Source organism: Nitrososphaera sp. (genome assembly GCF_037447015.1).
GTDB lineage: Archaea > Thermoproteota > Nitrososphaeria > Nitrososphaerales > Nitrososphaeraceae > Nitrososphaera.
Genome location: NZ_JBBIHK010000035.1, coordinates 1 through 20,064 on the forward strand (window position 1 = coordinate 1; position 20,064 = coordinate 20,064).

The 20,064-nt window shown below is 56.0% G+C and carries 37 protein-coding genes and 1 tRNA gene; 14 read left to right on the forward strand and 24 right to left on the reverse strand.

The annotated features are described in order from the left end of the window. Positions 1-336: 336 nt before the first annotated feature. Positions 337-657, forward strand: a complete 321-nt coding sequence (locus tag WKI84_RS10520; protein ID WP_337863509.1) for a hypothetical protein — start codon at positions 337-339, stop codon at positions 655-657. Positions 658-733: 76 nt separating this feature from the next. Here WKI84_RS10520 and WKI84_RS10525 read toward each other — a convergent pair whose 3' ends face one another. The 3 genes from WKI84_RS10525 to WKI84_RS10535 all read right to left on the reverse strand — a co-directional run bounded on the left by WKI84_RS10525 (position 734) and on the right by WKI84_RS10535 (position 1,541). After that, complete coding sequence (locus WKI84_RS10525) at positions 734-940, reverse strand: hypothetical protein (protein ID WP_337863510.1); 207 nt, start codon at positions 938-940, stop codon at positions 734-736. Between the two features lie 93 nt (positions 941-1,033). Then, positions 1,034-1,162 carry a hypothetical protein gene (locus WKI84_RS10530; RefSeq protein WP_337863511.1) on the reverse strand — a complete coding sequence of 43 codons (129 nt, stop codon included), beginning with the start codon at positions 1,160-1,162 and terminating at the stop codon, positions 1,034-1,036. Then, the gene (locus tag WKI84_RS10535) at positions 1,137-1,541 is read right to left on the reverse strand and encodes a hypothetical protein (protein ID WP_337863512.1); all 405 of its coding nucleotides are present in this window, start codon (positions 1,539-1,541) and stop codon (positions 1,137-1,139) included. Before WKI84_RS10535 ends, WKI84_RS10530 begins: the two co-directional genes overlap by 26 nt. Positions 1,542-1,743: 202 nt before the next feature. Between WKI84_RS10535 and WKI84_RS10540 the strand changes: the two genes are divergently transcribed. After that, positions 1,744-1,899, forward strand: a complete 156-nt coding sequence (locus tag WKI84_RS10540; protein ID WP_337863513.1) for a hypothetical protein — start codon at positions 1,744-1,746, stop codon at positions 1,897-1,899. A gap of 13 nt (positions 1,900-1,912) precedes the next feature. Here WKI84_RS10540 and WKI84_RS10545 read toward each other — a convergent pair whose 3' ends face one another. The 5 genes from WKI84_RS10545 to WKI84_RS10565 all read right to left on the reverse strand — a co-directional run bounded on the left by WKI84_RS10545 (position 1,913) and on the right by WKI84_RS10565 (position 4,029). After that, positions 1,913-2,188 (reverse strand): hypothetical protein, encoded by a 276-nt coding sequence (locus WKI84_RS10545; RefSeq protein ID WP_337863514.1) that lies wholly within the window; start codon positions 2,186-2,188, stop codon positions 1,913-1,915. Then, positions 2,130-2,309: a hypothetical protein gene (locus tag WKI84_RS10550; protein ID WP_337863515.1), complete on the reverse strand. Its 180-nt coding sequence runs from the start codon at positions 2,307-2,309 to the stop codon at positions 2,130-2,132. The genes WKI84_RS10545 and WKI84_RS10550 overlap by 59 nt, the downstream gene beginning before the upstream one ends. Before the next feature lie 110 nt (positions 2,310-2,419). Next, positions 2,420-3,385 (reverse strand): response regulator, encoded by a 966-nt coding sequence (locus tag WKI84_RS10555; RefSeq protein ID WP_337863516.1) that lies wholly within the window; start codon positions 3,383-3,385, stop codon positions 2,420-2,422. A 233-nt stretch (positions 3,386-3,618) separates the two neighbouring features. Next, positions 3,619-3,774, reverse strand: coding sequence for a hypothetical protein (locus WKI84_RS10560; protein ID WP_337863517.1), 156 nt, complete (start codon positions 3,772-3,774; stop codon positions 3,619-3,621). A 30-nt stretch (positions 3,775-3,804) separates the two neighbouring features. Continuing rightward, entirely contained in the window at positions 3,805-4,029 is a 225-nt protein-coding gene (locus WKI84_RS10565) for a hypothetical protein (RefSeq protein WP_337863518.1), read from the reverse strand. 163 nt (positions 4,030-4,192) lie between these two features. On the opposite strand from WKI84_RS10565, the gene WKI84_RS10570 reads away from it, so the two are divergent. Next, positions 4,193-4,516 carry an NAD(P)H-dependent oxidoreductase gene (locus WKI84_RS10570; protein ID WP_337863519.1) on the forward strand — a complete coding sequence of 108 codons (324 nt, stop codon included), beginning with the start codon at positions 4,193-4,195 and terminating at the stop codon, positions 4,514-4,516. Then, positions 4,503-4,646 (forward strand): hypothetical protein, encoded by a 144-nt coding sequence (locus tag WKI84_RS10575; RefSeq protein WP_337863520.1) that lies wholly within the window; start codon positions 4,503-4,505, stop codon positions 4,644-4,646. Before WKI84_RS10570 ends, WKI84_RS10575 begins: the two co-directional genes overlap by 14 nt. Positions 4,647-4,948: 302 nt before the next feature. Here the strand turns inward: WKI84_RS10575 and WKI84_RS10580 are convergent. Then, positions 4,949-5,035, reverse strand: a tRNA-Ser gene (locus WKI84_RS10580). Positions 5,036-5,167: 132 nt separating this feature from the next. On the opposite strand from WKI84_RS10580, the gene WKI84_RS10585 reads away from it, so the two are divergent. Continuing rightward, on the forward strand, positions 5,168-5,611 hold the full coding sequence (locus tag WKI84_RS10585; protein WP_337863521.1) for a hypothetical protein: 444 nt from the start codon (positions 5,168-5,170) through the stop codon (positions 5,609-5,611). A gap of 3 nt (positions 5,612-5,614) precedes the next feature. Here the strand turns inward: WKI84_RS10585 and WKI84_RS10590 are convergent, their stop codons facing one another. Genes WKI84_RS10590 through cofE form a run of 3 tightly spaced genes read right to left on the reverse strand, consistent with a single transcriptional unit; the run spans position 5,615 to position 7,661 of the window. Beyond that, a complete protein-coding gene (locus WKI84_RS10590; protein ID WP_337863522.1) occupies positions 5,615-6,247 on the reverse strand; it encodes a hypothetical protein in 633 nt (210 codons plus the stop codon). A gap of 35 nt (positions 6,248-6,282) precedes the next feature. Next, positions 6,283-6,834, reverse strand: coding sequence for a hypothetical protein (locus WKI84_RS10595; RefSeq protein WP_337863523.1), 552 nt, complete (start codon positions 6,832-6,834; stop codon positions 6,283-6,285). Between the two features lie 38 nt (positions 6,835-6,872). Beyond that, positions 6,873-7,661 carry a coenzyme F420-0:L-glutamate ligase gene (cofE, locus tag WKI84_RS10600; RefSeq protein WP_337863524.1) on the reverse strand — a complete coding sequence of 263 codons (789 nt, stop codon included), beginning with the start codon at positions 7,659-7,661 and terminating at the stop codon, positions 6,873-6,875. A 99-nt stretch (positions 7,662-7,760) separates the two neighbouring features. On the opposite strand from cofE, the gene WKI84_RS10605 reads away from it, so the two are divergent. Genes WKI84_RS10605 through WKI84_RS10615 form a run of 3 tightly spaced genes read left to right on the forward strand, consistent with a single transcriptional unit; the run spans position 7,761 to position 9,791 of the window. Beyond that, positions 7,761-9,053: a 3-isopropylmalate dehydratase large subunit gene (locus tag WKI84_RS10605; protein WP_337863525.1), complete on the forward strand. Its 1,293-nt coding sequence runs from the start codon at positions 7,761-7,763 to the stop codon at positions 9,051-9,053. Next, positions 9,050-9,550, forward strand: a complete 501-nt coding sequence (leuD, locus tag WKI84_RS10610) for a 3-isopropylmalate dehydratase small subunit (RefSeq protein WP_337863526.1) — start codon at positions 9,050-9,052, stop codon at positions 9,548-9,550. Before WKI84_RS10605 ends, leuD begins: the two co-directional genes overlap by 4 nt. A gap of 16 nt (positions 9,551-9,566) precedes the next feature. Then, a complete protein-coding gene (locus WKI84_RS10615; RefSeq protein ID WP_337863527.1) occupies positions 9,567-9,791 on the forward strand; it encodes a DUF504 domain-containing protein in 225 nt (74 codons plus the stop codon). On the opposite strand, the gene WKI84_RS10620 is transcribed toward WKI84_RS10615, so the two are convergent. Both WKI84_RS10620 and WKI84_RS10625 read right to left on the reverse strand, forming a co-directional pair. Next, positions 9,780-10,373 carry a YkgJ family cysteine cluster protein gene (locus WKI84_RS10620; protein ID WP_337863528.1) on the reverse strand — a complete coding sequence of 198 codons (594 nt, stop codon included), beginning with the start codon at positions 10,371-10,373 and terminating at the stop codon, positions 9,780-9,782. The two genes, WKI84_RS10615 and WKI84_RS10620, sit on opposite strands and share 12 nt — an antisense overlap. A gap of 13 nt (positions 10,374-10,386) precedes the next feature. Further along, a complete protein-coding gene (locus tag WKI84_RS10625) occupies positions 10,387-10,953 on the reverse strand; it encodes a hypothetical protein (RefSeq protein WP_337863529.1) in 567 nt (188 codons plus the stop codon). 105 nt (positions 10,954-11,058) lie between these two features. On the opposite strand from WKI84_RS10625, the gene WKI84_RS10630 reads away from it, so the two are divergent. Continuing rightward, complete coding sequence (locus WKI84_RS10630; RefSeq protein ID WP_337863530.1) at positions 11,059-11,340, forward strand: winged helix-turn-helix domain-containing protein; 282 nt, start codon at positions 11,059-11,061, stop codon at positions 11,338-11,340. 25 nt (positions 11,341-11,365) lie between these two features. Here WKI84_RS10630 and WKI84_RS10635 read toward each other — a convergent pair whose 3' ends face one another. The 3 genes from WKI84_RS10635 to WKI84_RS10645 form a co-directional block, all read right to left on the reverse strand. Then, positions 11,366-11,545: a hypothetical protein gene (locus WKI84_RS10635; RefSeq protein ID WP_337863531.1), complete on the reverse strand. Its 180-nt coding sequence runs from the start codon at positions 11,543-11,545 to the stop codon at positions 11,366-11,368. A 68-nt stretch (positions 11,546-11,613) separates the two neighbouring features. Next, positions 11,614-11,973, reverse strand: a complete 360-nt coding sequence (locus tag WKI84_RS10640; RefSeq protein ID WP_337863532.1) for a DUF4342 domain-containing protein — start codon at positions 11,971-11,973, stop codon at positions 11,614-11,616. A 152-nt stretch (positions 11,974-12,125) separates the two neighbouring features. Beyond that, positions 12,126-13,196 carry a cupredoxin family copper-binding protein gene (locus tag WKI84_RS10645; protein WP_337863533.1) on the reverse strand — a complete coding sequence of 357 codons (1,071 nt, stop codon included), beginning with the start codon at positions 13,194-13,196 and terminating at the stop codon, positions 12,126-12,128. Between the two features lie 157 nt (positions 13,197-13,353). On the opposite strand from WKI84_RS10645, the gene WKI84_RS10650 reads away from it, so the two are divergent. Continuing rightward, positions 13,354-14,376 (forward strand): AsnC family transcriptional regulator, encoded by a 1,023-nt coding sequence (locus tag WKI84_RS10650; RefSeq protein ID WP_337863534.1) that lies wholly within the window; start codon positions 13,354-13,356, stop codon positions 14,374-14,376. On the opposite strand, the gene WKI84_RS10655 is transcribed toward WKI84_RS10650, so the two are convergent. Genes WKI84_RS10655 through WKI84_RS10665 form a run of 3 tightly spaced genes read right to left on the reverse strand, consistent with a single transcriptional unit; the run spans position 14,373 to position 16,663 of the window. Next, positions 14,373-15,365: an aldo/keto reductase gene (locus WKI84_RS10655; protein ID WP_337863535.1), complete on the reverse strand. Its 993-nt coding sequence runs from the start codon at positions 15,363-15,365 to the stop codon at positions 14,373-14,375. The genes WKI84_RS10650 and WKI84_RS10655 overlap by 4 nt on opposite strands. A 5-nt stretch (positions 15,366-15,370) precedes the next feature. Continuing rightward, entirely contained in the window at positions 15,371-15,925 is a 555-nt protein-coding gene (locus WKI84_RS10660) for a DUF1802 family protein (RefSeq protein ID WP_337863545.1), read from the reverse strand. 15 nt (positions 15,926-15,940) lie between these two features. Next, positions 15,941-16,663: a chlorite dismutase family protein gene (locus WKI84_RS10665; protein WP_337863536.1), complete on the reverse strand. Its 723-nt coding sequence runs from the start codon at positions 16,661-16,663 to the stop codon at positions 15,941-15,943. A 120-nt stretch (positions 16,664-16,783) separates the two neighbouring features. Here WKI84_RS10665 and WKI84_RS10670 point away from each other — a divergent pair, with 120 nt between their 5' ends. Continuing rightward, positions 16,784-16,993: a hypothetical protein gene (locus WKI84_RS10670; protein ID WP_337863537.1), complete on the forward strand. Its 210-nt coding sequence runs from the start codon at positions 16,784-16,786 to the stop codon at positions 16,991-16,993. Between the two features lie 3 nt (positions 16,994-16,996). Here WKI84_RS10670 and sufC read toward each other — a convergent pair whose 3' ends face one another. Next, positions 16,997-17,770: a Fe-S cluster assembly ATPase SufC gene (sufC, locus tag WKI84_RS10675; protein ID WP_337863538.1), complete on the reverse strand. Its 774-nt coding sequence runs from the start codon at positions 17,768-17,770 to the stop codon at positions 16,997-16,999. 117 nt (positions 17,771-17,887) lie between these two features. Further along, positions 17,888-18,412, reverse strand: coding sequence for a plastocyanin/azurin family copper-binding protein (locus WKI84_RS10680; protein WP_337863539.1), 525 nt, complete (start codon positions 18,410-18,412; stop codon positions 17,888-17,890). Positions 18,413-18,553: 141 nt separating this feature from the next. On the opposite strand from WKI84_RS10680, the gene WKI84_RS10685 reads away from it, so the two are divergent. The 3 genes from WKI84_RS10685 (at position 18,554) to WKI84_RS10695 (ending at position 19,534) form a co-directional block, all read left to right on the forward strand. Next, positions 18,554-18,724, forward strand: a complete 171-nt coding sequence (locus WKI84_RS10685; RefSeq protein ID WP_337863540.1) for a hypothetical protein — start codon at positions 18,554-18,556, stop codon at positions 18,722-18,724. 128 nt (positions 18,725-18,852) lie between these two features. Then, positions 18,853-19,092, forward strand: a complete 240-nt coding sequence (locus WKI84_RS10690) for a hypothetical protein (RefSeq protein WP_337863541.1) — start codon at positions 18,853-18,855, stop codon at positions 19,090-19,092. A gap of 193 nt (positions 19,093-19,285) precedes the next feature. Continuing rightward, the gene (locus tag WKI84_RS10695; protein ID WP_337863542.1) at positions 19,286-19,534 is read left to right on the forward strand and encodes an Lrp/AsnC ligand binding domain-containing protein; all 249 of its coding nucleotides are present in this window, start codon (positions 19,286-19,288) and stop codon (positions 19,532-19,534) included. A gap of 7 nt (positions 19,535-19,541) precedes the next feature. Here WKI84_RS10695 and WKI84_RS10700 read toward each other — a convergent pair whose 3' ends face one another. Together WKI84_RS10700 and WKI84_RS10705 are read right to left on the reverse strand one after the other, a co-directional pair. Beyond that, on the reverse strand, positions 19,542-19,751 hold the full coding sequence (locus WKI84_RS10700; protein WP_337863543.1) for a hypothetical protein: 210 nt from the start codon (positions 19,749-19,751) through the stop codon (positions 19,542-19,544). A 6-nt stretch (positions 19,752-19,757) separates the two neighbouring features. Then, positions 19,758-20,064, reverse strand: a 307-nt coding sequence (locus WKI84_RS10705) for a hypothetical protein (RefSeq protein WP_337863544.1), incomplete at its 5' end; no start/stop codon positions are given.

Below are 20,064 nucleotides of genomic sequence, written 5' to 3' on the forward strand. Positions count from 1 at the left end.
CCGTTTTCCACTGGAAACGCGCGCTAGCGGTTCGTGTACAAAGAGATGGTGCGGGTGGATGGGTTGGATTTACGCTCGTTTTTACCGGTAAATCAATGCTTGAGCTTGGAAGTCTATTCTCAGACGCTAACGTTAATGGGCCGTAAGGTTCCCGTTAGGATATCGCTGCCTAAAGCGGATTACAATTCAGGGTGAGAAGAAGTGCAAAGCAGGTGCTGTAGCATTGTCGTCAGGCGACCTTTATCTCACTTTTCTTTAATCGACGCAAACGATACAGCGCCTTGGAGCGCAAGAGTTAATTCCGGGCACGCGCATCCATTTTTTTGTACATACAACATGTCGTTCTTTGGTCCTCCGGGGGGCACGGGCCCGAGCTTTGACCGCAAGAAATACGAGCACCTGACAATGGCTATCAGGCAGACCGTGCTTGAAAGGGCGAGGAACAGGTGCCAGAAATGCTCGACCAAGTTCGGCCCAAGCGTCGAGCCGCATTTTGAGAACATCAACGGCAACAGGAAGGACAACAGGCCGGTCAACGTCAGGGCGCTGTGCGGCAACTGCTACAAGGAAGTCGAAGAAAGGATGGCCAAAAAGAAGGGCTTTATCGGCGGCCTGCGCAAGGCGTTTGACAAGGTGCCAGTCGACTTTAAAAAGTAAACAGAGCCCTGCGGCATCAGATGGACTCTGCCTGTGACGTGGCAGCGCAGGAAGGGAGAGTTTGCTGTTTTCTTTCTTACTCCTCCACAGCGCCCTCGGCCTCTTCGTCGTGTTCGCCTTCGCTGTACGCGTGCTCGGGATCGTCATCCAGCGGCGCGCCGTACTCGAACCCTTGGTTTTCAAACTCTTCTGACCGCTCAAACTGCTCGATGTCTTGCAGCTCGTCGTTCTCCTCCCGGTTCTCGTCTATCTCGGCGCGCTTTTTCGGGTCGTCCGTGCTCATTACGATATATACAGGTATTTTTGTGCGTGCAGGCTACTTAGCCGATCTGGAATCATGAGCTGCAAGACTGTTGCAGGCCAGAGTTACTGCTAGCTATGCATCCGGCAAGCCGCCAGGCGGGCAGCAGCGGTACTGCTGCGACTTTTCCAAAAGCTCTATCTCTTTCTTTGGCTTCTCGTTTTCAAGCTTTTTGCGCTCAATGTCCAGCTCGATAGACTCCATCAGCTCTTTTTTCACAAATGTTGCACTGGTCCAGGCAGCCGGTGACGTACATGCCCGGCGTCGGGAGCGACGACGACAGCTCGAACGAGAACTTTTTCTGCGTGACCGGCGAGATGCGGAGCTCGTTTCCGATCCTCCCAAGCAGGCCGGCAGGCACCAGCTGCTTTTCGACTGCCTCAAGAGCCTCCCTGCGGGCCGACTCTGCGAGCGGCTGCTGCACGTTTGTCTGCACGGCCCTTGCGACTGCAATGAAACCCGGCTGCGCAACGACGCCGTCGCGGTGGCGATGCCGGGGTTCTGCGCCGGCCACATGGTTGTTCGCAAAGCTCTTGCGGCCAATCGCCTCCACGCTCAGGCGGTTCTTGTCCGTCGCAAGCACCGACGACGGGTGGCCTACACAAAGCCCCTCGACGAGAACGGGTTGTTGGTCATCCGCGCGTGTCAGCTGCAGGGTCGAGGACGCGCCGCTCCATCGACTCTATCTGGAACTTGATGCTCTGCATCTTGTTGATACGGTAAAAGTAGAAGGTGACGGCGTGGCACCTGTCCGGGCTTGAGAACTCGCGCGACGACGACTCAAAGTGGTCCTCGACTCGCTCTGGACGTGCGTACGCGTCTGGACCTCGCCCACCGACACGGCGCTTGCGGTGCGCGTGACCATCTCTGCGCGGCGGTGCGACGCCCGGGCGTGCTCGTTCAGCTCGCGCATAAAGTCGCTCGTCGACTCCGAGTTGTAGTTGCCGCTCACGTCTATCGAGGGCCGCCAAAGAACGACTGCAGCGCGCCGCTTGCGTGGGCGTGCGTGTCAAAGTGGCCGCTGTTGGTGTTGGTAGACCGGGCGTGGTCCTTGACGGTCAGGTCAGACATGAAATCGGACCAGCTCGACATGTAGTACTGCTCCTCCTGCGTCTGCTCGTGGCGGTAGCTCACCTTGGAGGCGCTGTCGAATGTAAAGCGGGTGCGCCTGTCAGTCGTGAACAGCCGGACCTTTTCGCCGGGAAAGAAAGAGCGTAGTCGTGTAGACAAGGTCGCCAAGCGCAAGCGGGCCGGGGCACCGCTGCATCTTGGCGTGGATGATGACTTCGTCAGGGACGCGGGACTGCTGGTTATGGACAAGCCGGTAGTGAAAGTCCATGATGCCGCACACGGGCTTGGTTTCAAGGACGGGGTAGCAGGGTATCGCAGATGGCGGTGCAGGGTTTGGAGGTGCGGGGGTGGGGGGAACGTGCTCTTGTCAGTATCGCATTAGAGGAACTATTAAGGGCCGTCTTTGCCGGGCGCGCCCAGCGCCGACAGGAACGACGAGAGGCTGAAAGGCTTGATCAGCACGTCCTTTGGAGGGATGCCTGCGTCCTGCGCGCTGGGCGCAATGTGCTGCATGGGCAGGGTGGTCGTGATGACTATGCGCTGCCACGGCGACGCCTCCTTGACCCTGCGCGCAAGCTCTATCGCCGAGCCGTCGCGAAAGTGCGAATCGATGATTATGACGTCAAATAGGCTGGCGGCCTCGCTCAGCTTTGACAGGCACTCCTCCAGGCTCCCCACGATCACGGCGTCCACCCCGGCCGAGGCCAGGTAGCGCCTGTACGAAAACCGTATGTCCGGCTCGGGTTCCACTATCAGTACGCGGGGCTTCTTTCTATTTTCCTTCATCAGCTCAACTACAAGCGTGTGCAGGCTCGCCATGATGCTGTTGCCGGCGCCAGCAGCTGCTGCCGTGCCATTGCCGATAAAGTGCGGGCACACCACGGTGATGTCAAGGCCGTCCCGCACCCAGCCGGCGTGCACGTCGTTCCACCAGCTTTCAAGCCGCGAGCTTGCATCCAGGTGGCCGTGGGCGCAGAGCATGCCCGCCGCTTCTGCAAAGATGAGAGTTCTGGCGTCTGCATCCTGTGCCTTCCTCTTTTCAAGGGCGGACTCGATGCTCGCCTTCAGCCCCACAAAGGGTGCCAAGTCGTATGCAAGGGCTGACTCGTAAAAGGGTTGGAAGTCGAGCACCACCAGGTCGCCGTTTTCAAGGTGGCGCCTGTAGTCGCGTATATTGGCGGCCACCGTGTCAAGGTGGGCCTTCCTGCCGTTAAGGACGGACGCATAGATGCAGAACTGGCTGTCCTGCAGCGCGCTGTTGAGCATTTCCATGGCGCAGGCGTCGCACTCGTCCCTGCCATTGCAGAGCAGCAGGACGTGTTCCCTGTGCGGCCTGCCGGGGGCATCTACTACCATTACTTTTTCCTCGCCTCCCTGCCCGCCATGACTTTGGCTAGCGGAAGGCGACGACGACAATAACAATAACAATAACGATTTGCCCTTGTCAATGCTAGCTTGGCGGTTGGCTGCATGCCCAGTTGCATACCAATGATGTCTCTCCGTGCCAGCTTATTAAAGAGTAGTTGATCCAAAGTACATAAGATCGTAATACCAGCATGTACAGAGCTCATGTCCAGAGATGATGCCAGTCAGCTAATGTTCGAGCCGTCCTTTGTTGACTCTACCTCCCACTCCTGAAACTCCTTGTCGGTCTTTGACTTGGTGAACGGCTTGAGGGTTTCTTCCATTATGCCCTCCTGCGGCTGGCGCTCTTCCTTTTCCGTCTGCTCTACAGGGTCGCTCATGTGCGCGCGCGTCTATCCTCCTTCATCAGGCTACTCCTTGCCGTTTTCTATGCCCTTTCTGTGGATCCAGTAGTAGGAGACCCTGTCGGCGCCTATCCAGTAGGTCTTGGTGCCTGCATCGACGACGATCTCTTTCGTGCCGTCCTCGAACCGGACGTTGTGCGTGTGCAGCTCTATCTCCTCGCCGGTGTCGATCCGGATCATCACCTCGCCGTTCTTGCCGACGCTTGCCTTCAAAGCATCATAGTTTGCCATGGTTGTTTCTGCGCAGTTGAACTTTAAAGAATTACAGATTGTCGGTGCAAAGGATCAGCAGCAAGTCTTGATAATTCTGGATGCCGCTGCTTCTCGTATACACAAATATGCTGCGAGTGACCGTCATATTGGGAGCACCCGCCCCGGCCGCAACGGCGAGGCCGTGGCAAAGTGGGTGTACGAGATTGCAAGCAAAAGGCGCGCAGACGCCGAGTTTGAATACGTCGTCAACATCAAAGACTATGATCTGCCGCTGCTCGACGAGCCCGCCCCGCCGTCGATGGGCCAGTACTCCAAGGAACACACGAAAAGGTGGGCGGCCAAGATCGACTCGTTCGACGCGTTCGTGTTTGTGACGCCAGAGTACAACCATGCGACTTCGGGCGCGCTAAAGAACGCAATCGACTTTCTCTCTCTACAAAGAGTGAAACAACAAGGCGGCAGGGTTTGTAGGCTATGGCGGCGCCGGCGGCGTGAGGGCCGTTGAGAATCTGCGCCTCGTCATGGCCGAGCTGCAGGTAGCAGACGTCCGCTCGCAGGTCGCTCTCTCGCTCTTTACCGACTTTGAAAACATACAGGCGTTCAAGCCTCTGCCGCATACCACGAAAAGGCACTAAACACATGCTCGACCAGGTGATCGCGTGGGGCGGCGCGCTAAAGGCGCTCCGGGCAAAGGGGAGTGAGCAGTTCCTCGGGACTTCTACAGCCTTCTGATCCACTTCCACAGAGAAAAGATGATTGTAGGAGATGGCAGAGTGGATTTACGCCAGTTATTTGATTGCTAGAGGAAAAAAGCAGCAGCATTTCTTTCTCTCCCGCCGCACTTTTGCGCATTCGATAGAGAGGAGATATAAAAGAACAATTATTTTCGCCATTTTCCACTGGAAACGCGCGCTAGCGGTTTAGCTATAGATAAAGATGGCGCGGGGAGTGGGATTTGAACCCACGGGTCCTTGCGGACATGGGATTAGCAATCCCACGCCCTACCAGGCTAGGCGACCCCCGCCCGCGCCATGCAAAGAGCACCCACATTATATTAATCAATCAACTTTTTCCTGCACAAGGCGCATTTGCAATTTTTGCAAATGAGCGGTTAAAAAGATTATAAAATAGACCGTTGCCGTTATAGTATATATCTTTGAACCTTAAGGAAGCCAACGAGATCTTTAGGCGCGCGATCATCAAGGCATACTTTGAGCCCCAGCTGCTCAAGATGGATTACCGCAAGTCTTCCGTCAAGCACCCAAACATACAGGAGGACGGCCTGACCCTTGACGGCATTTTGCACATTTACTTTGACGTTGCCACTGGCAACGACTACCCAGACGGCGACGAGTGGTTTTCAGTTGAATACGTTTTCCCGCACAGCGTCAAGCTGCCCGACGGCCTGAAGGGGCCCGACTATTTCACGACGCTCTCCGTCCCCGAAGCAGGCAAGCACTACTGGCGCCACCGCGAGCTTGTGCGGTTCAAGTACGGCAAGTCCAAAAAGCTGGCAGAGTCGCTCGAATTTTTAGACAAAAAGTTCAAGGAGCTGAGCAGGGGCCTGCACGACTCGGGCGTCGTCAACCAGCTGGACTGACTACTAGACAACAGGACCACTGTTCTTTTTTGGCGCGGGCTCGACCCACTCGTTGCCCTTGAAGATGAGGTTGGCGCCGGCGTCGTTGCCTACCCGCGCCACGCCGGGGCTCCACTTGAACGTCGCCTCGTCGTACGAGAACAAGATCTCCTGGGCGCCGGCAGGCGCCGTCTTTAGCTGCAGGGGCACAATGTCCACCAGGTACTCTATCTTTTCGATGCCCATCTCGTACTGCCTGTCGCCCCTTGACAGCAGAGGGAAGACCACGGGTATGGCGGTGTTTCCAAAGCCGGCGAACTTGACGTAGGTCTTGACGCCCTTTTTCCCCCGGCGGCGCTTCATGTCTTTTAGCACGCCCTTGATCTTGTGCCAGCTGTCCATTGTGAATTCCTGGAAAAAGGGCTCGCCAAACGGCAGCGGGAAGGATATGTCGACCATCGTCACGTACTGCGGGTCGTCCGCGGCCACCTCGGCGTCGTCCACGTCAAAAGACCTTGCCAGCGTGTCGTAGAGCGTCTCGATCTCCCACGGGGACGCCCCGTAGTGGCGAAAAGTTGCCCAGCGAGCAGCAACGGCAGTAGTATCAGCAATACCTGCTGGCACTTCTGCCCCCTCTTGTTCTTCTTTGGCGACCACTATGATTACAAAAGGGGCGGGATGGAATAAAGCCTTTACGAAAGGACGCCGGCGAACTTTAACAGGTAAACGACCGAGAGCGCCGACGCGTAGCCTATCATGTGCTTCCATGAAATCGGCGGGATGGAAGGCGCGCGCAGAGTTATCTCGTGGTTGTCTATGACCCTCGATATGTAGGCGCGTATCTTGGCGTTCCAGATCTTGTACTCTATCTGGTGCTTTTTCAGGATCGACTCCAGCTCGTAAATGACAGGCGCCCTCACAGAGCGTATGTGCTGGATGTAGCGCCGGGATATCTCGACTTCGGCCTGGATGGCTATGAGACCCTGCTCCATGTCAAAGAGCCTGACGTGCATCTCCCACGGCTTGGCCAGCTTTTTGGCCAGCCCGCAGCCTATCTGTTTTGGCTTTTTGTTCTCCAGCTTGACCAGCTTGAAACCTTCGGAGAGCAGCGCCCTGACTATCTCGTCCTTTTTCGTCCTGACCATCAGGCTGAGGTGGTCAAGCTCCACTTCTTCCCTCCCGATGAGCAAGCGCATACCCCTGACGACACTCGTGCGCGGGTACCTGGTCAGGAACTCGGACATTCTTGTATTCTGCAGGCAAGCTGTGGCAGGCAGCATTATTAAAACTGTTTGTAGCTGCGCCTCAGGCCCTGCAAATAGATGTCTATCTTTGAGGGCACGGCCAGGTCCTTCCACGAGAGCTTTCTGTCCGTCCACGAGACTGGAAACCCTCTCACGACTGCGGCAGGCGTCGATTCGCTGCTTTCGCCCATTACCGCCACGCCCGCAGTCGCAAGGCTGTCTGCTACTGCCCGGAAGGTGACGCGCAGCCTGTTCCCAAAGAGGTCCTGCTTGCCGCGCTCATCAGAAGTGGGCTCAAACCCGGCGCATGCTATCGCCACCCCCGTGGTCCCTCTGCGCGTCGGCATCAGCCTGCTGTCTGCCACGACGACGCCCACGTTGAGGCCCTTTTCTTTGAATTTTTGCCGCAGGTCCCGGGCGCTCTTGAACGGATCCTTTGGGTAGAGGATTGCATACCCGGCTGGCACGTTTGACTTGTCGATGCCAGCGTTTGGCGCTATCATGCCCTTGCGGATGGTGAGCATAAAGCCGGCTATGCCGCCCACCACCTCGTCTGACTCGTCGAGCACGAGCTGGGCAAGCCGCGGGTCATCCATCTTGAATTTTTTTGCGGCACGCCGGGCCCTTGCGCCTGGCGTGACTGAATCCAGTTTGACGACCCTGCCCTCGCTCATTGCCACGAACTTGCTTGACACGACCAGTATGTCGCCGTCGTGGAAATCAAACTCCAGAGAATCGGCAAGGTCGAACCTGCCCCACTTTTTTGGGACTGCAATCGCAAAGACCTGCAGTAATGGCGACTGCGACGGTAGCGATGATGAAGGCAAGCAGTGACGATATCCGCGCCGGGCCTTTTGTGGCTTTCGCCGCCCCGCCAAAAGTATTAATCCGTCAAAAGCTGACTCTTCCTCAAGGTACAGCATCTTTTGACTGCAGCAGCAATGACAATCACTGAAAAGATCCTTGCCCGGGGCGCCGGCAAGCAGAGCGTGTCGCCCGGCGACGTGGTGTTTGCCAAGGTCGACAGGGTGATGATGCACGACGTGTCGGGGCCCGGCGTCATCAAGGTCTTTTCAGAGTGGGAGAAAAAGGGGCTAAAGCTGGAGAGGATATGGGACGCAGACAGGGTGTGGGTGACTGAAGATCATTTCGTGCCGGCGGCAGACCGCGTCTCGGCAGAGAACGTCATCACGCTCTCCAACTTTACTAGGAAATACGGGATAAAGAAGCACTTCAAGTACGGCCTCGGCCAGTACGGGATATGCCACACGCTCTCCCACGAGGAGGCGATGGTGCTGCCCGGCCAGATATACGTGGGCGGCGACTCGCACACCAACACCACCGGCGCGATGGGCGCTTTTGCCGCCGGGCTTGGGCACACCGACGTTGCATACGTCCTGATGCACGGGCAGATCTGGTTCAAGGTGCCCGAGACGATGCTGTTCAAGGTCGAGGGCAGCAAGCCCGACCACATCATGGCCAAGGACATCATACTAAAGATAATAGGCGACATTGGCACGGACGGCGCCAACTACAAGGCGATGCAGTTTGCAGGCAGCGTGGTCAAAAAGCTGTCGATGGAGGAGCGCCTCACGCTGACAAACATGACGACAGAGGCAGGCGCCAAGAACGGCATAATCGAGCCTGACGAAACCACGTATGCGTATCTGCGCGAGCGCACCGACGCCCAGTATTCGCCCGTGCACGGCGACGAGGGGGCACGCTATTCAGAGACGTTCACAGTGGAGGTGGAAAAGATGGAGCCGACGGTGGCCAAGCCGTTCTCGCCGGGCAACATCACTGCTGCAAGAGAATTGCAGACGACAGAGCTTGACAAGGCGTACATCGGCTCGTGCACGGGGGCCAAGCTGGACGACCTGCGCGCCGCTGCCAAAATAATGAAGGGCAAGAAGGTCAAGATAAGGACAGAAGTGTTGCCGGCGGCGCAGTCAATCTACATGAAGGCGATGAAGGAGGGGCTGATAGAGATATTCATGGAGTCTGGCGCCATAGTCGGGCCCCCCACCTGCGGCGCCTGCTGCGGCGCGCACATGGGCGTGCTTGGCAAGGGCGAGGTCTGCATCAGCACTACAAACCGCAACTTTCCAGGCAGGATGGGCCACGTCGAGTCGCAGACGTACCTTGCGTCGCCGATAGTGGTGGCGGCGTCGGCAATCACGGGCAGGATAACTGACCCGAGGGACGTGAGAGCAAATTGAACAAGATTCTTAGGGGCAAGGTCCACAAGTACGACAGGGACAACATCGACACGGACGTAATCATACCGGGCCCGTATCTGAAGATACACGACCACAAAGAGCTTGCCAAACACGCGATGGAAGGCATCGACCCCAAGTTCCCAGAAAAGATCCAGCAGGGCGACCTGCTGCTTGCGGGCAGCAACTTTGGCTGCGGCTCTAGCAGGGAGCACGCGCCCATAGCCCTTTCGCAGACGGGCATCAGGGCGATACTTGCGCCCACGTTTGCAAGGATCTTTTACAGGAACGCAGTCGACGGCGGCTACCTGCTCCCGATAGAGATAGACAAGGAGACCGTAGCAAAAATAGCAGATGGCGACGAGCTAGAGATCAGCCTGGCAGAAAACAAGATAACCAACATCACAAAAGGGGGCGAGCAGTACTCCATGAAGCCATTCCCAGAACTCATCGCCAAGATAGTCGAGGCCGGCGGGCTGATGAAGTACAGGCCGGACTGAACCAACAGACACGCAGATGAGAAAAGGCAGGCTTGAAGAGATCTTTAGCAGGGCGCTCCACTCGGCTGACGACGACCCCTCCCTCTATTTTGTGAGCTACCGCGATTTTGACTCTATCGTCGAAGTTCCGCTGAAAGAGTTCGTGGCGCTGTCTGAAAATTTCCAGACGATACCGGCAAGCAGGATTACAAAGGTGAGGAGGGGCGACGCGGTTTTGTACACGAAACGGTCATCGCTCTAGCACCCAGCCCTCAAGCAGCATCGCCTCGCATTCATCGCTGCCGGTGGCGGTTGCATAGCGCCACACCTGCTCGCCCGCATTTGCCTGTACGCTTGACTTGATCCTTGCCAGCGATTCGAGCTCCTTTTCAATCCCTTCCAGGCTCGCCCTGCCGCCGGTGGCGCGTTTGCTCTTTTTTCCTTGCCGTTGTTGCTGTTTGCAGAACTGGCAGTTCTGGTCGATTATTGCTGCAGCAGCAGCCTTGTCGTCATCCACGCCTATTACAGGATAGGCGCTGCAGGCAAGCGGCCTGTCCTTGTAGATAGAGCATGCAAAGCCCCCGTGAGGCGACCTGTTTTTCCTGTCGAGGAAGGGGCACAGATCTCCGTTAGGCATTGCGCCCATCATCTGGTACGCTATCACCCTTTCAGGCTTTACTTTTCCGACCGCTATGCGGGGCAGTATCCTGATTGAAATGTTCTTTTCCCTTGCAAGCTGCTCTATTTTCTCCTTTTCCTCGGGGAGCAGGAGCACCCCTATCTTGCCAAACTCTTTTGTCGGGTAATATTCGCGATATATGCAGCAGTCAGAGCAGTCCGGCACGCACGCAAACTTTTCAATTGGTGCTTTTTTCTTGCTGCTGTTGCCGTTGCTTTTGTATGCACTTCCACTCGACGCTGTCAGGCTGCAGGTCCTCCATTTTCACAAAGCTCACGTCGTACACGTACTTGGCCCTCTTCAGTATTTCCAAGTCATAGGTCTTGATGGAGCCGTCCTTTTCTTTTTTCGGGTTGGCCTTTTCCTTGTATATCCCAAAGCGTACCATGGCTCTCTTTTCAAAGCCTGCCTTGAACCGCCTATAGTTCTCCGACATCTCGACCCTTTTCACAAAGCCGGTGTTGTCGCCGTTGTACTCGGATCCGCCGTACAGTATGAACCAGTAGTGGCTGCCGTCGCCCTCCTCGACAAACGTGAGCTTGATCTTGTCGTCCGGCCACCAGTCGAGCGTCTTTTTCCACAGCTTGTAGGCAGGCATCTTTTCCGGGAACAGCGGAAAGACGTTCATGTAGACATCGTGGTAGCGGTAGCCGATGCCCATAAAGTCACTCGTCCAGGCGATGGGCTTGCTGTTATTGTTATCGTTATCGTTGTAGTCGTTGCCGCCCGTGCTACCACTGCCCATTTTCTTTTGTAGGGCTCTGCCGCTATATAAAAGTCCAACAATGGTGGGGCTGTAGAGCCGTGCTACGTAACCCTTATTAGCGCCGGCAGGGTCAAATGAGGTCATATGGCGCCCTACCGCAACAGCGTCAAAATAGTCGGCGACGTGCTGCGCATCACCGACGAGTCCGGCGTGACAGGCGTAAACCTCACCGCTCTGCTGAGAAAGGCAAACCTGTCCTACGGGAAGCTTGCTGCAGTAGCAGGCAAGCTGGTTCAGGCAGGCCTGGTGAACGAGCGGTTGGAAGAAGGTCAGCGCATCTATGTCATCACACAGCAGGGAAGGGAGTACCTGCGCAGGTATCAGCAGTTTGCAGAAGTCGCAAACTCGTTCGGCCTCGGCCTCTAGTCACAGCCTCTTTGTAATTATCCCCCTACTGCAACTTTTCCACCGCTTCTATGTGGCACTCGTGCCCGCGGTGCTCTTTGTCGAGCGCCTCGGCTTCCTCCTCGGTTATAGGAAAACGCTCATCAAGCAGGTGCTTTTCGCCCGGCTTTTCGAGTACCACCTTTTTGCACGTGTCGCACACGAGCTGGAGCGTGATTATGCCCATACGGAATGGATCGGAAGCAGATGATATTTAGAGTATTGCTTCCTCCCCTTTCCTTTCCTCCTTTCTCCCTAGCTACTTTTTGCAGGGGCCGAAGCAGCATCGCTGCCAGTCCGCTCGACTTCCACCGTGCATTTCGTGACAATGCCGGCAATGACCCCAAGCGCGGCAAGCCAGGGTGCCAGTGCTAGCACGGCCACGGTGCCGGCCGCGCCCCATGTAACCGGAATCGACAGCAGCACCTTGCCGCCTTCGTCCTTGACCACTATTCTCTTGACGCTTGCATCGTGAACTATCTCCTTTACCTTGCCGACCAGCCCTTCTCCGGAAACATGGTACACGTCCTTTTTCACCCCCGCCTGTGCGCCGCAGGCAGGGCAGAACCTTGCCCCCTCGGGAAGCTCGGCTCCGCATTCGCTGCATTTTACCATGCACTTTATTGGCGGCACATGTTCTTAGGGCTTGCTTTCAAAAATACTACCAGGAGCATGAAAAAGAGACAAGAGAAAGAAGGGGGAGAGAGGGGGAGGGAGAGCCAGCGTGTCAGAAACTGGCCGACTCACTCCTACTCTTTCTTTTCGCACTACTGGACTATTACCTTGCCAACCATCGTGGGATGGAGCTGGCAGTAATAGTCAAACGTGCCTGCGTTTTTGAATTCGAAGTCGAATTCCTTGTTTGGCCCCAAGATCTTGGAGTCAAACACGCCGTCAGGGCTGCCGCTCTTGCCAGAAGTCACAGTGTGTGCTGCGGTGTCCTTGTTCCTCCAAGTGACTTCTGTCCCGGCCTTGACTGTGAGCGGGCTTGGGCTGTACGCCTTGTCTGCCTTGTTTGTGGCGCCTGAGACAATATCTACCGGCACGTGCTCCTGCCCTGTCTGGCCGTACCTTTCGCCACCCTCTGGCTTTTCATTCCTGTGAGACGATGATGAGGATGTCTGGTTGCCGGCTGCCGTGGCATTGGTGCTGCCTCCTGTTGCCGTTGTAGTCATCGTCATCATCGCTCCTTCTCCTGCATGCGACCTTTCATGGTAGGCATTGTTTGTGCGAGTGACTGTGCCGTACAGCGGCGTGTTGCCCAGGTGAGAGTTCACCTTGGAGTCGAGCATGATGCTGATGGCGGAGTGGTTCAGGATCTTGATTGTTGCTGGGATGTCCTTTTGCGGCCCGTCCTTCATGGTCATCGTGGCCTTGCCGGTGAGGGTAGTCGTGTTACCGTCGTCGGACATGTTTGTCAGGACAAAGTCAGAGATGGTATGCATGTGCTTGGACGTTCCGTCCGTCTTGACCATCGTGAATTTTGCAAGAAAACTGGCTCCTGGACGCGAGTTAGTATTATTATTGTTGTTGGTATTATTGTTGTTCTCAGAAGGCGCAAGACCCAGCCTCCAGTGGACAGACGCGATCCATGCAGGCTGACCCTTTTCGTCGTTTTGTATGCTGGCTATCTGCCCGCTGGCCCTGCCTTCCTGGTTGTATCGGCTGCTGCTACTATTGTTGCTGCTGCCGGCGGCAGTCGCCATCATTTTTTCCGAGTTTTTCTTTCCATATCCTTGCTGGGCGTATGCGTTGGCTCCACCTAAAGAGGCAATAGAGAGCGCGCCTGCCGCCAGTATGGCCATCATGGCCACGGCTTTGATTGCATTTCTGGTCATATCCCCATCACCATATCTCTTTCGTCACTGGACGCCGATGGTATTTTTTATAAATAAAGGATTGTGGAACCATGTTCAAGGAGTCTCACTCTATTTGCCGTGCTGCCAGGCCCGAGGTCAGGTAGGTTTTTAACGGATAAACGGCAATTTCCACAGGATGCAGGCAGAAGACCACCAGCAACAACAACATCAAAAGCAGCAACTGGACGAGATCGACCGCAAGCTGCTAAATGACATCCAGTGGGTCTTTCCCCTTGCAGACAGGCCCTACGAGGAGCTTGGGAAAAAGCACGGCCTGTCAGAGGACGAGGTCACGCGCAGGATCGGCTCCCTCAGAGCGATGGGGCTGGTGCGCCAGATAAACGCGATTTTCGACACGCGCAGGCTCGGCTACAAGAGCGCGCTCATCGCGTTTGCAGTCAGGCCGGACAGGCTGGACGCCGTCGCAGAAAAAGTCAACGAGCACCCCGGCGTCAGCCACAACTATGAGCGCAACCACGAGTACAACATGTGGTTCACGCTTGCAGTGCCGCCGGAGGCAGACATGAAAGCCGAGCTGGACAGGATGGCGGCCCTTGACGGCGTGGAAAAATACCGCCTGCTTCCCACGCTCAAGATGTACAAGATCGGCGTCAAGCTGGACATGGTAAACGAGGACGCCGAAAAGCCCCGGCCCACCGAGGAAGTTAGAGAGCTCAACCCCGAAAAACTAGAGATAACCGAGCGAGACAAAGAGTTTATCCGCGAATTACAGAAAGACCTGCCAGTGGCAAAGGAGCCTTTCAAAGAGATGGCAAGCAACCTTGGCATCACGACTGCACAGCTGTTTGAAAAGGCCAGGGAATACGAGGCAAGCGGCCTGATGCGGCGGTATGCTGCGATCCTGCGCCACCGCGACGCCGGCTTTGTGGCAAACGGCATGGTGGTTTGGAACGTGCCTGAAGACAAGGTGGACGACATCGGCTTTAAACTGGCGGCGTACCCGCAGGTGAGCCACTGCTACAGGAGGCCCGTGTACCCCGACTGGAAGTACAACGTGTTTTCGATGGTGCACGCCCGCACGCTTGACGCAGCTGAAAAGATAGCGGAAGAGATGTCCAAGATGACAGGCATCGCAGACTACAAGATACTTTTCAGTTCCCGCGAGTTCAAGAAAGAAAGGGTAAAGTACTTTGTCTAGCTGCTGGCTACAGGCTTGACGTAAAAGTTCTTTTCGTACATCTCTTCCAGCTGGGCAGACTCGGAAGCGTTCAGGTAGCTGCCGTCCGACATCGAGGCAAACAGCTCTATCTCCTCGACGCTCACCATGGTCGGCAGCACGACAGAGATGGCCGGCTGCGACAGGATGAACTTGATGGCAAGCTGGGTGATGTTCCAGCCCTTGCCCGACGCAAGCGGCTTCATGTTCTCTATCTTTTGCATCGCCTCCCTGATGAACTCCTGCTTGCGGAAGCTGCGGTGGTCGTTCCTGTCAAACTTTGTGTCGGCAGTTACCTTGCCCGTCAACAGCCCAGAAGCGTCTGGCACCCGCACCATTATCCCGACGTCATGCTGCTCTGCTGCTTTCATCAGGTCGCGGCCGGGGTCCTGCTCCAGTATGTTGTACACGGTCTGCAGGCAGGTGATGTTGCGGTTCGTTATCGAGAACAGCCCTTCTTCGCGCCAGCCTATGGCAGGCCCGAGCGCGACCCCGTGGCCCTTTATCGTGCCGTTTTTCACAAGCGCGTCTAGGTCTGCAAAGAGCTCGTCGTTCTGTATCGCATCCATCTTGGGGTTGTGCATGCTGTACACGTCGATGTGGTCGGTCTGCAGGCGCTCCATGCTCTGCTTTAATGCAAATTTCAGGAATTCTGGGTCGTGCTTTTGCGGGAGTTCTGCGTGGCCTACCTGCTCCTTGGCGCCGTACATGTCGTACCCCCATTTCGTAGAGTAGACGACCTCGTCGCGCATGCCCTTGAACGCCTGGCCCATCAGCCTTTCGCTCTTGCCCTTGCCGTACATGTCTGCCGTCTCGTAAAAGTTGATGCCAAGGTCGTACGCCTTTTTCAGCATCTTTATCGCCTCGTCATCGTCAATCTTTTTGCCCCACCAGTCGAGCCCTATCGTCCAAGCGCCAAAGCCTATTTCGCTCACCTTGACGCCGCTCTTGCCCAGTCTGCGGTATTTCATTTTGCTTACCTCAATACCTCCGCTACTTTGGATTCGATTTCTGCAAATGCAGAGTCGCTTATAGCCGGCCGGCCTGACGCCGCCAGATCTACGGGTATCCACGACTTGCACCCTGCCCACTCGGGCTTGCTTGATACAGTTATCGGGCTGTCCAGTTTATACACGCGCACAAGTATCACGCTCATTGGCTTCTTGGGGTTATAGGCCATCCTCGCATTAACATAGCTTTCGCTCCAGATGTGGTATTTTTCAAGCCTTTTCAGCATGGACGGGTCGCCGTTGGCGGGCACCTCCTTTACCCGCCGCGCTTCTGCATAGCTCGTCAGCACGTTCATGCCCGCAGGCGGCTGCGCCCGGAGCACGGCGTCCAGCTTGTCGGCATAATCGGGCTGCAGGTGCTCCTTCAGCTGGTGCTCGTATGTCGGGAACAGCAAAAAGCGGTCGTGCTTGACCTCAAAACCGTCGCGAAACTCTAGTATCCCGCCCTTTCTCAGCAGCACCACTTGGCGTCCCTCTTCAAGGGCCCTGCAAACGACCGCCCACTCTTTTAGCGCCTGCATGTTGTGCAATTGATGTCACCCCAGGCTCTTGATGATGTCCTCGGGGCTCTTGTTGACGCACACTATCATCGGCGTGTCGCGCACCACGTGGCGGCTCACCTGCGTCTCGCGCAGCTGCATTATAAGCTCCTGGAAGGCAGCCAGGTCCTCGGTTTCAAATGCGAGCATGAAATCCTGGTCGTCAAGGCCAAACGAGTAGGTTGTGTTGAGGCGCACCTGTGGGAACTTGCGGCCCACCACGATGTGCTCCTCCATCATCTTTTTGCGCTCCTCAAATGGCAGGAGGTACCATTCCCTCGTCTTTACAAACGGGTAGACTATGACGTACTTCATCGGCTTTTCGTCCGTCATGAACCCCGGCGTCACCTTGCTGGAATACACGGACGGCCTGCTGGCAGAGATAAAGACGTGCGACGGGGTAATATACTTGCCAAACACGGTGGTGTATATCTTGGACGCAAGCACCTGCGTCTTTTCAAGCGTGTCAGAGATTGACCAGGTCATAAAGTCGGCGTCGGCGCGCAGCCCTAGGGTAGAGTACATCCGGACCTTCATCTTGGTGTTTGCGACCTCTATCAGGCTTGCAAATTCCTTGGCCGCTTCGTCCTTGCCTATCTCATTAAGCCAGCGCCACTTGGGGTCTATTTTGTAGAATGAAAAGTTCAGAAATGTAGGTGCAGGCTGAGACGATGACGACGACGATGAGGGCTGCTGCTTTTGTTCGTCCGACGACGACATCTACTGTCTGGCGGCCGCAACCATATTTAATGTTAGCAGGACGGGACGGTGCCATCATCATCATCATCGTCATTGCAAGGTCTTTTAGTTCATGGCTGCCAATATCGCTCAGACACGCATATGAGCGGCAAGAACCTGGATCGCCTGTCAGAAGCGGCCTCGGACTTTCAGTGCATGGTGTGCGGAGCCGTCTTTACGACCGACAGGGACAGGATGCAGCACCTCGAAAAAGAGATGCACGGGGCAGTGCGCCCCGGGACAACTGAAGAAGAGAAAGAAGTGGCAAGAGAGCAGGAACGGCTGAACGAGGGCAAGCACCACGTGATCTAGCTATTACTTGTCCTCAAGGCCGAGCCAGCCATAGCCCTTGGTCTCTAGCTCCTCAGCCAGCTCTTTGCCGCCCGACTTGATGACCTTGCCCTTTGCCACCACGTGCACATAGTCGAGCTTTTTCAGGTAGCGCAGGATCCTCGCATAGTGGGTGATCACGAGCACGCCGGCGCCGGTATCAATGAGCTTGTTTATGGCCTCGGCGACTGCCTTGACGGCGTCTATGTCGAGCCCCGAGTCCGGCTCGTCAAGTATGGCGATGTTTGGCTTGAGCACAAGCATCTGCATCACTTCAGAGCGCTTTTTCTCGCCTCCGGAGAACCCCTCGTTGAGGTAGCGGCCAAGGAACGACGGGTCAAGGCCGACCGCGTCGAGGTTCTTTTTCACGTACTCGTGGAACTCCCTTACAGTAAGAAAGACCTCGCGGTTCTGCTCCTCGCCAAGCGACTTGTTGAGCTGGTTGTAGGCGTTGCGCAGAAAGTGTGAGTAGCCCACGCCGGATATCTCTGTCGGGTACTGGAAGCCCAGGAACAGTCCTTTGCGCGCCCGCAGATCCGTGGACAGGTCGTTTATCAGCTCGCCCTTGACCCTTATCTCGCCCGAGTCGAGCGTGTACTTGGGGTGGCCCATGATGGCGTTTGCAAGGGTGCTCTTGCCCGAGCCGTTTGGGCCCATGATGGCGTGCACCTCGCCCTTGTCGATCTTCAGGTTGAGGCCATCTAGTATCTGCTTGCCGTCTATGCTGACGTGCAAGTCTTTTATCTCCAGAAATGCCATGTCTGTGTGTCGTTCCTGACTGTCATCTTATAGGTATTTAGACTTAACGCCGTTATATTTCCAATATTCACACCCGTTTTACCGTGTGATCAGGGTTATTGTTACCGGCGGCGCTGGTCACTGGACGGTGATGGTGCCTGTCATGTACGGGTGGACGATGCAAAAGTACGGGTGCTCGCCTGCGCCGAGTTTTGAGGCAGGCACGCTGAATTCCTGGCCCTGCTCCATGATGCCAGAGTCAAACAGCGAGCCGTAATCGGCCTCGTTTGCGTCCTTGCCGCTGGTGACCGTATGGGGCGCACTGTCCTCGTTCACCCAGGTGATCAGGGCGTCTGACGCAGCAGTCGCAGGGTTTGGATCGTATGCCGGGTTGCCCTGCACCGACGCGCCGCTTGGGATTTTGATGGTGACTACGTTCTTGAACTGGGACTTGTCGACTTCGCCGCCGGCAGAAGCGCCGCTGTTGTTGTTGCCGCTGGCCGACGCGGCGGAAGACTCGTTTATCGGCTTGTAGTAGGGCGAGTTGGAGAAGTCGCCCGGCCGGGGCGTCTGCTTTACCATGAACTGATCGTATGCTATGTAACCGGTGATTGCGCCGAGCACGAGAAGGACTGGAAAAGCGATTACTCCGGGTCTGACCATTGTCCGGCCTTACTTCTCATCCACCTATATTAATTCCTTTTACAGGCGACGCAAGCGCATGCAGTGCACTGCAAGTGACTTTTAGTCAAGCGCAATTTGGAATGACTTTTATTCCGCCTGACGCGCAAAAAAGCCAGCTTTATGGCCAAGCCAGCTGGCAAGTGCGCCTCGTGTGGCGCCGACCTGACGACGTTCAAGTACAAGCCCATGCCAGAGTGGAACATGCAGGGGCCGATATGCGGCAGCTGCTACTCGCGCAAGCTGACAGAGCACTATATAGCGCCGGACAGGCGTGAAGTCACCAAAAAGTAAAACAGGGCACAAGGCCGTTCTATGCACACACACGCATAGCCGATAAATATTGCAGTCACCAATTCTAGCCGGTGAAAGCGGTTCCTTCTGTTGCAAAAGCGGCAGCATTGTTGTTGCTAGCCGCATACTTGTTTTCCGCAGCTGCAGGCGCTGTAATCGTTGCCCCTGCACAGGCAAGGTGCACAGAGCAGGAAGTCGCCACCGGCAACTGCCACGCGCCTGACCGCGACCAGCAGGTCACAATCGGCAATTCAGGCACGCCGCTTGTGGCCGGCGACCCTCAAAATGCCCTGGCAGTGGCGCTTGCGATAGCTGCAGCTGCAGGCGGCTCGGCGGCTCTGGTTTTCATCAGGGCAAGGAAGCAATGATCATCATGTTCTCAATTATCCACGGATATGGCCGTTCTTGTAATCAGTACTAATAGGGCAGCAAGCAGCACACATATTTTCAAAAACAGCTGCACAACCACGGCAGAAAGATGCAGCCAGGGCGCAATTGTTCAAGCTTTTAGGCTCCCGCTTTAGGAAAGCCTAAATACTTTGTCCAGCTCCTCTGCCCCATATGCCAACAGCATACATACTCGTGAACTGCACGCTTGGCTCCGAGGAAAAGATAATTTCCGAGATCTCCAAGCTCCCGGACGTCAAGGAGGTCAGGGGCACTTACGGCGTTCACGACATCTTTATCAAGGTCAGGTCGGAGAACACAGAGTCGATGAACCACGTGATCACAAACAAGATCCGCAAGATTCCGGGGATCACGTCGACTGTGACGCTCGTCGTCATAGAAGAGCAGGGCGGAAAAGGCTAGCCAGGGGTTAGCCCTTTAGTTCTTCCTTCTTTTTATCCTCTGCCTTTATCCTCTTCATTTCAAAGAATATCAGGCCCGTGGCCGCCGCCACTACGACCCACCCTGCCGTGCCGACGATGATATAGTCGCCTAGCACCGGCAGGAACAGCGCGACTGTGGCGACGCCTGCGCCGACCCACCAGATCACTATCAGGATTGCAAGATAGCTGATGTTCATGCGGCTCTAGCCCCGTATGTCCTCGTCAAATCCCCGGATTGATTTCAGGACTTTGCCGCATTTTGAGCACCGCGAGTATTCCACAAAATCATAGTCGTCGTACCTGCGGTAGGCAAAGGAATCAGAATGGTCGCAGAACATCTGCCGCAGTCCGAGCATGACGGTATATAGCAGTAATTTGGAGCCGGGGTTCATTACTATTTCGATCAGAATTGATATAGCGGGCAATCCTAACACGGTCAGGGCCCGTAGCGTAGTCAGGATATCGCGGCGGTCTTCGGAACCGCAGGCCGTGGGATCGAAGCCCTCCGGG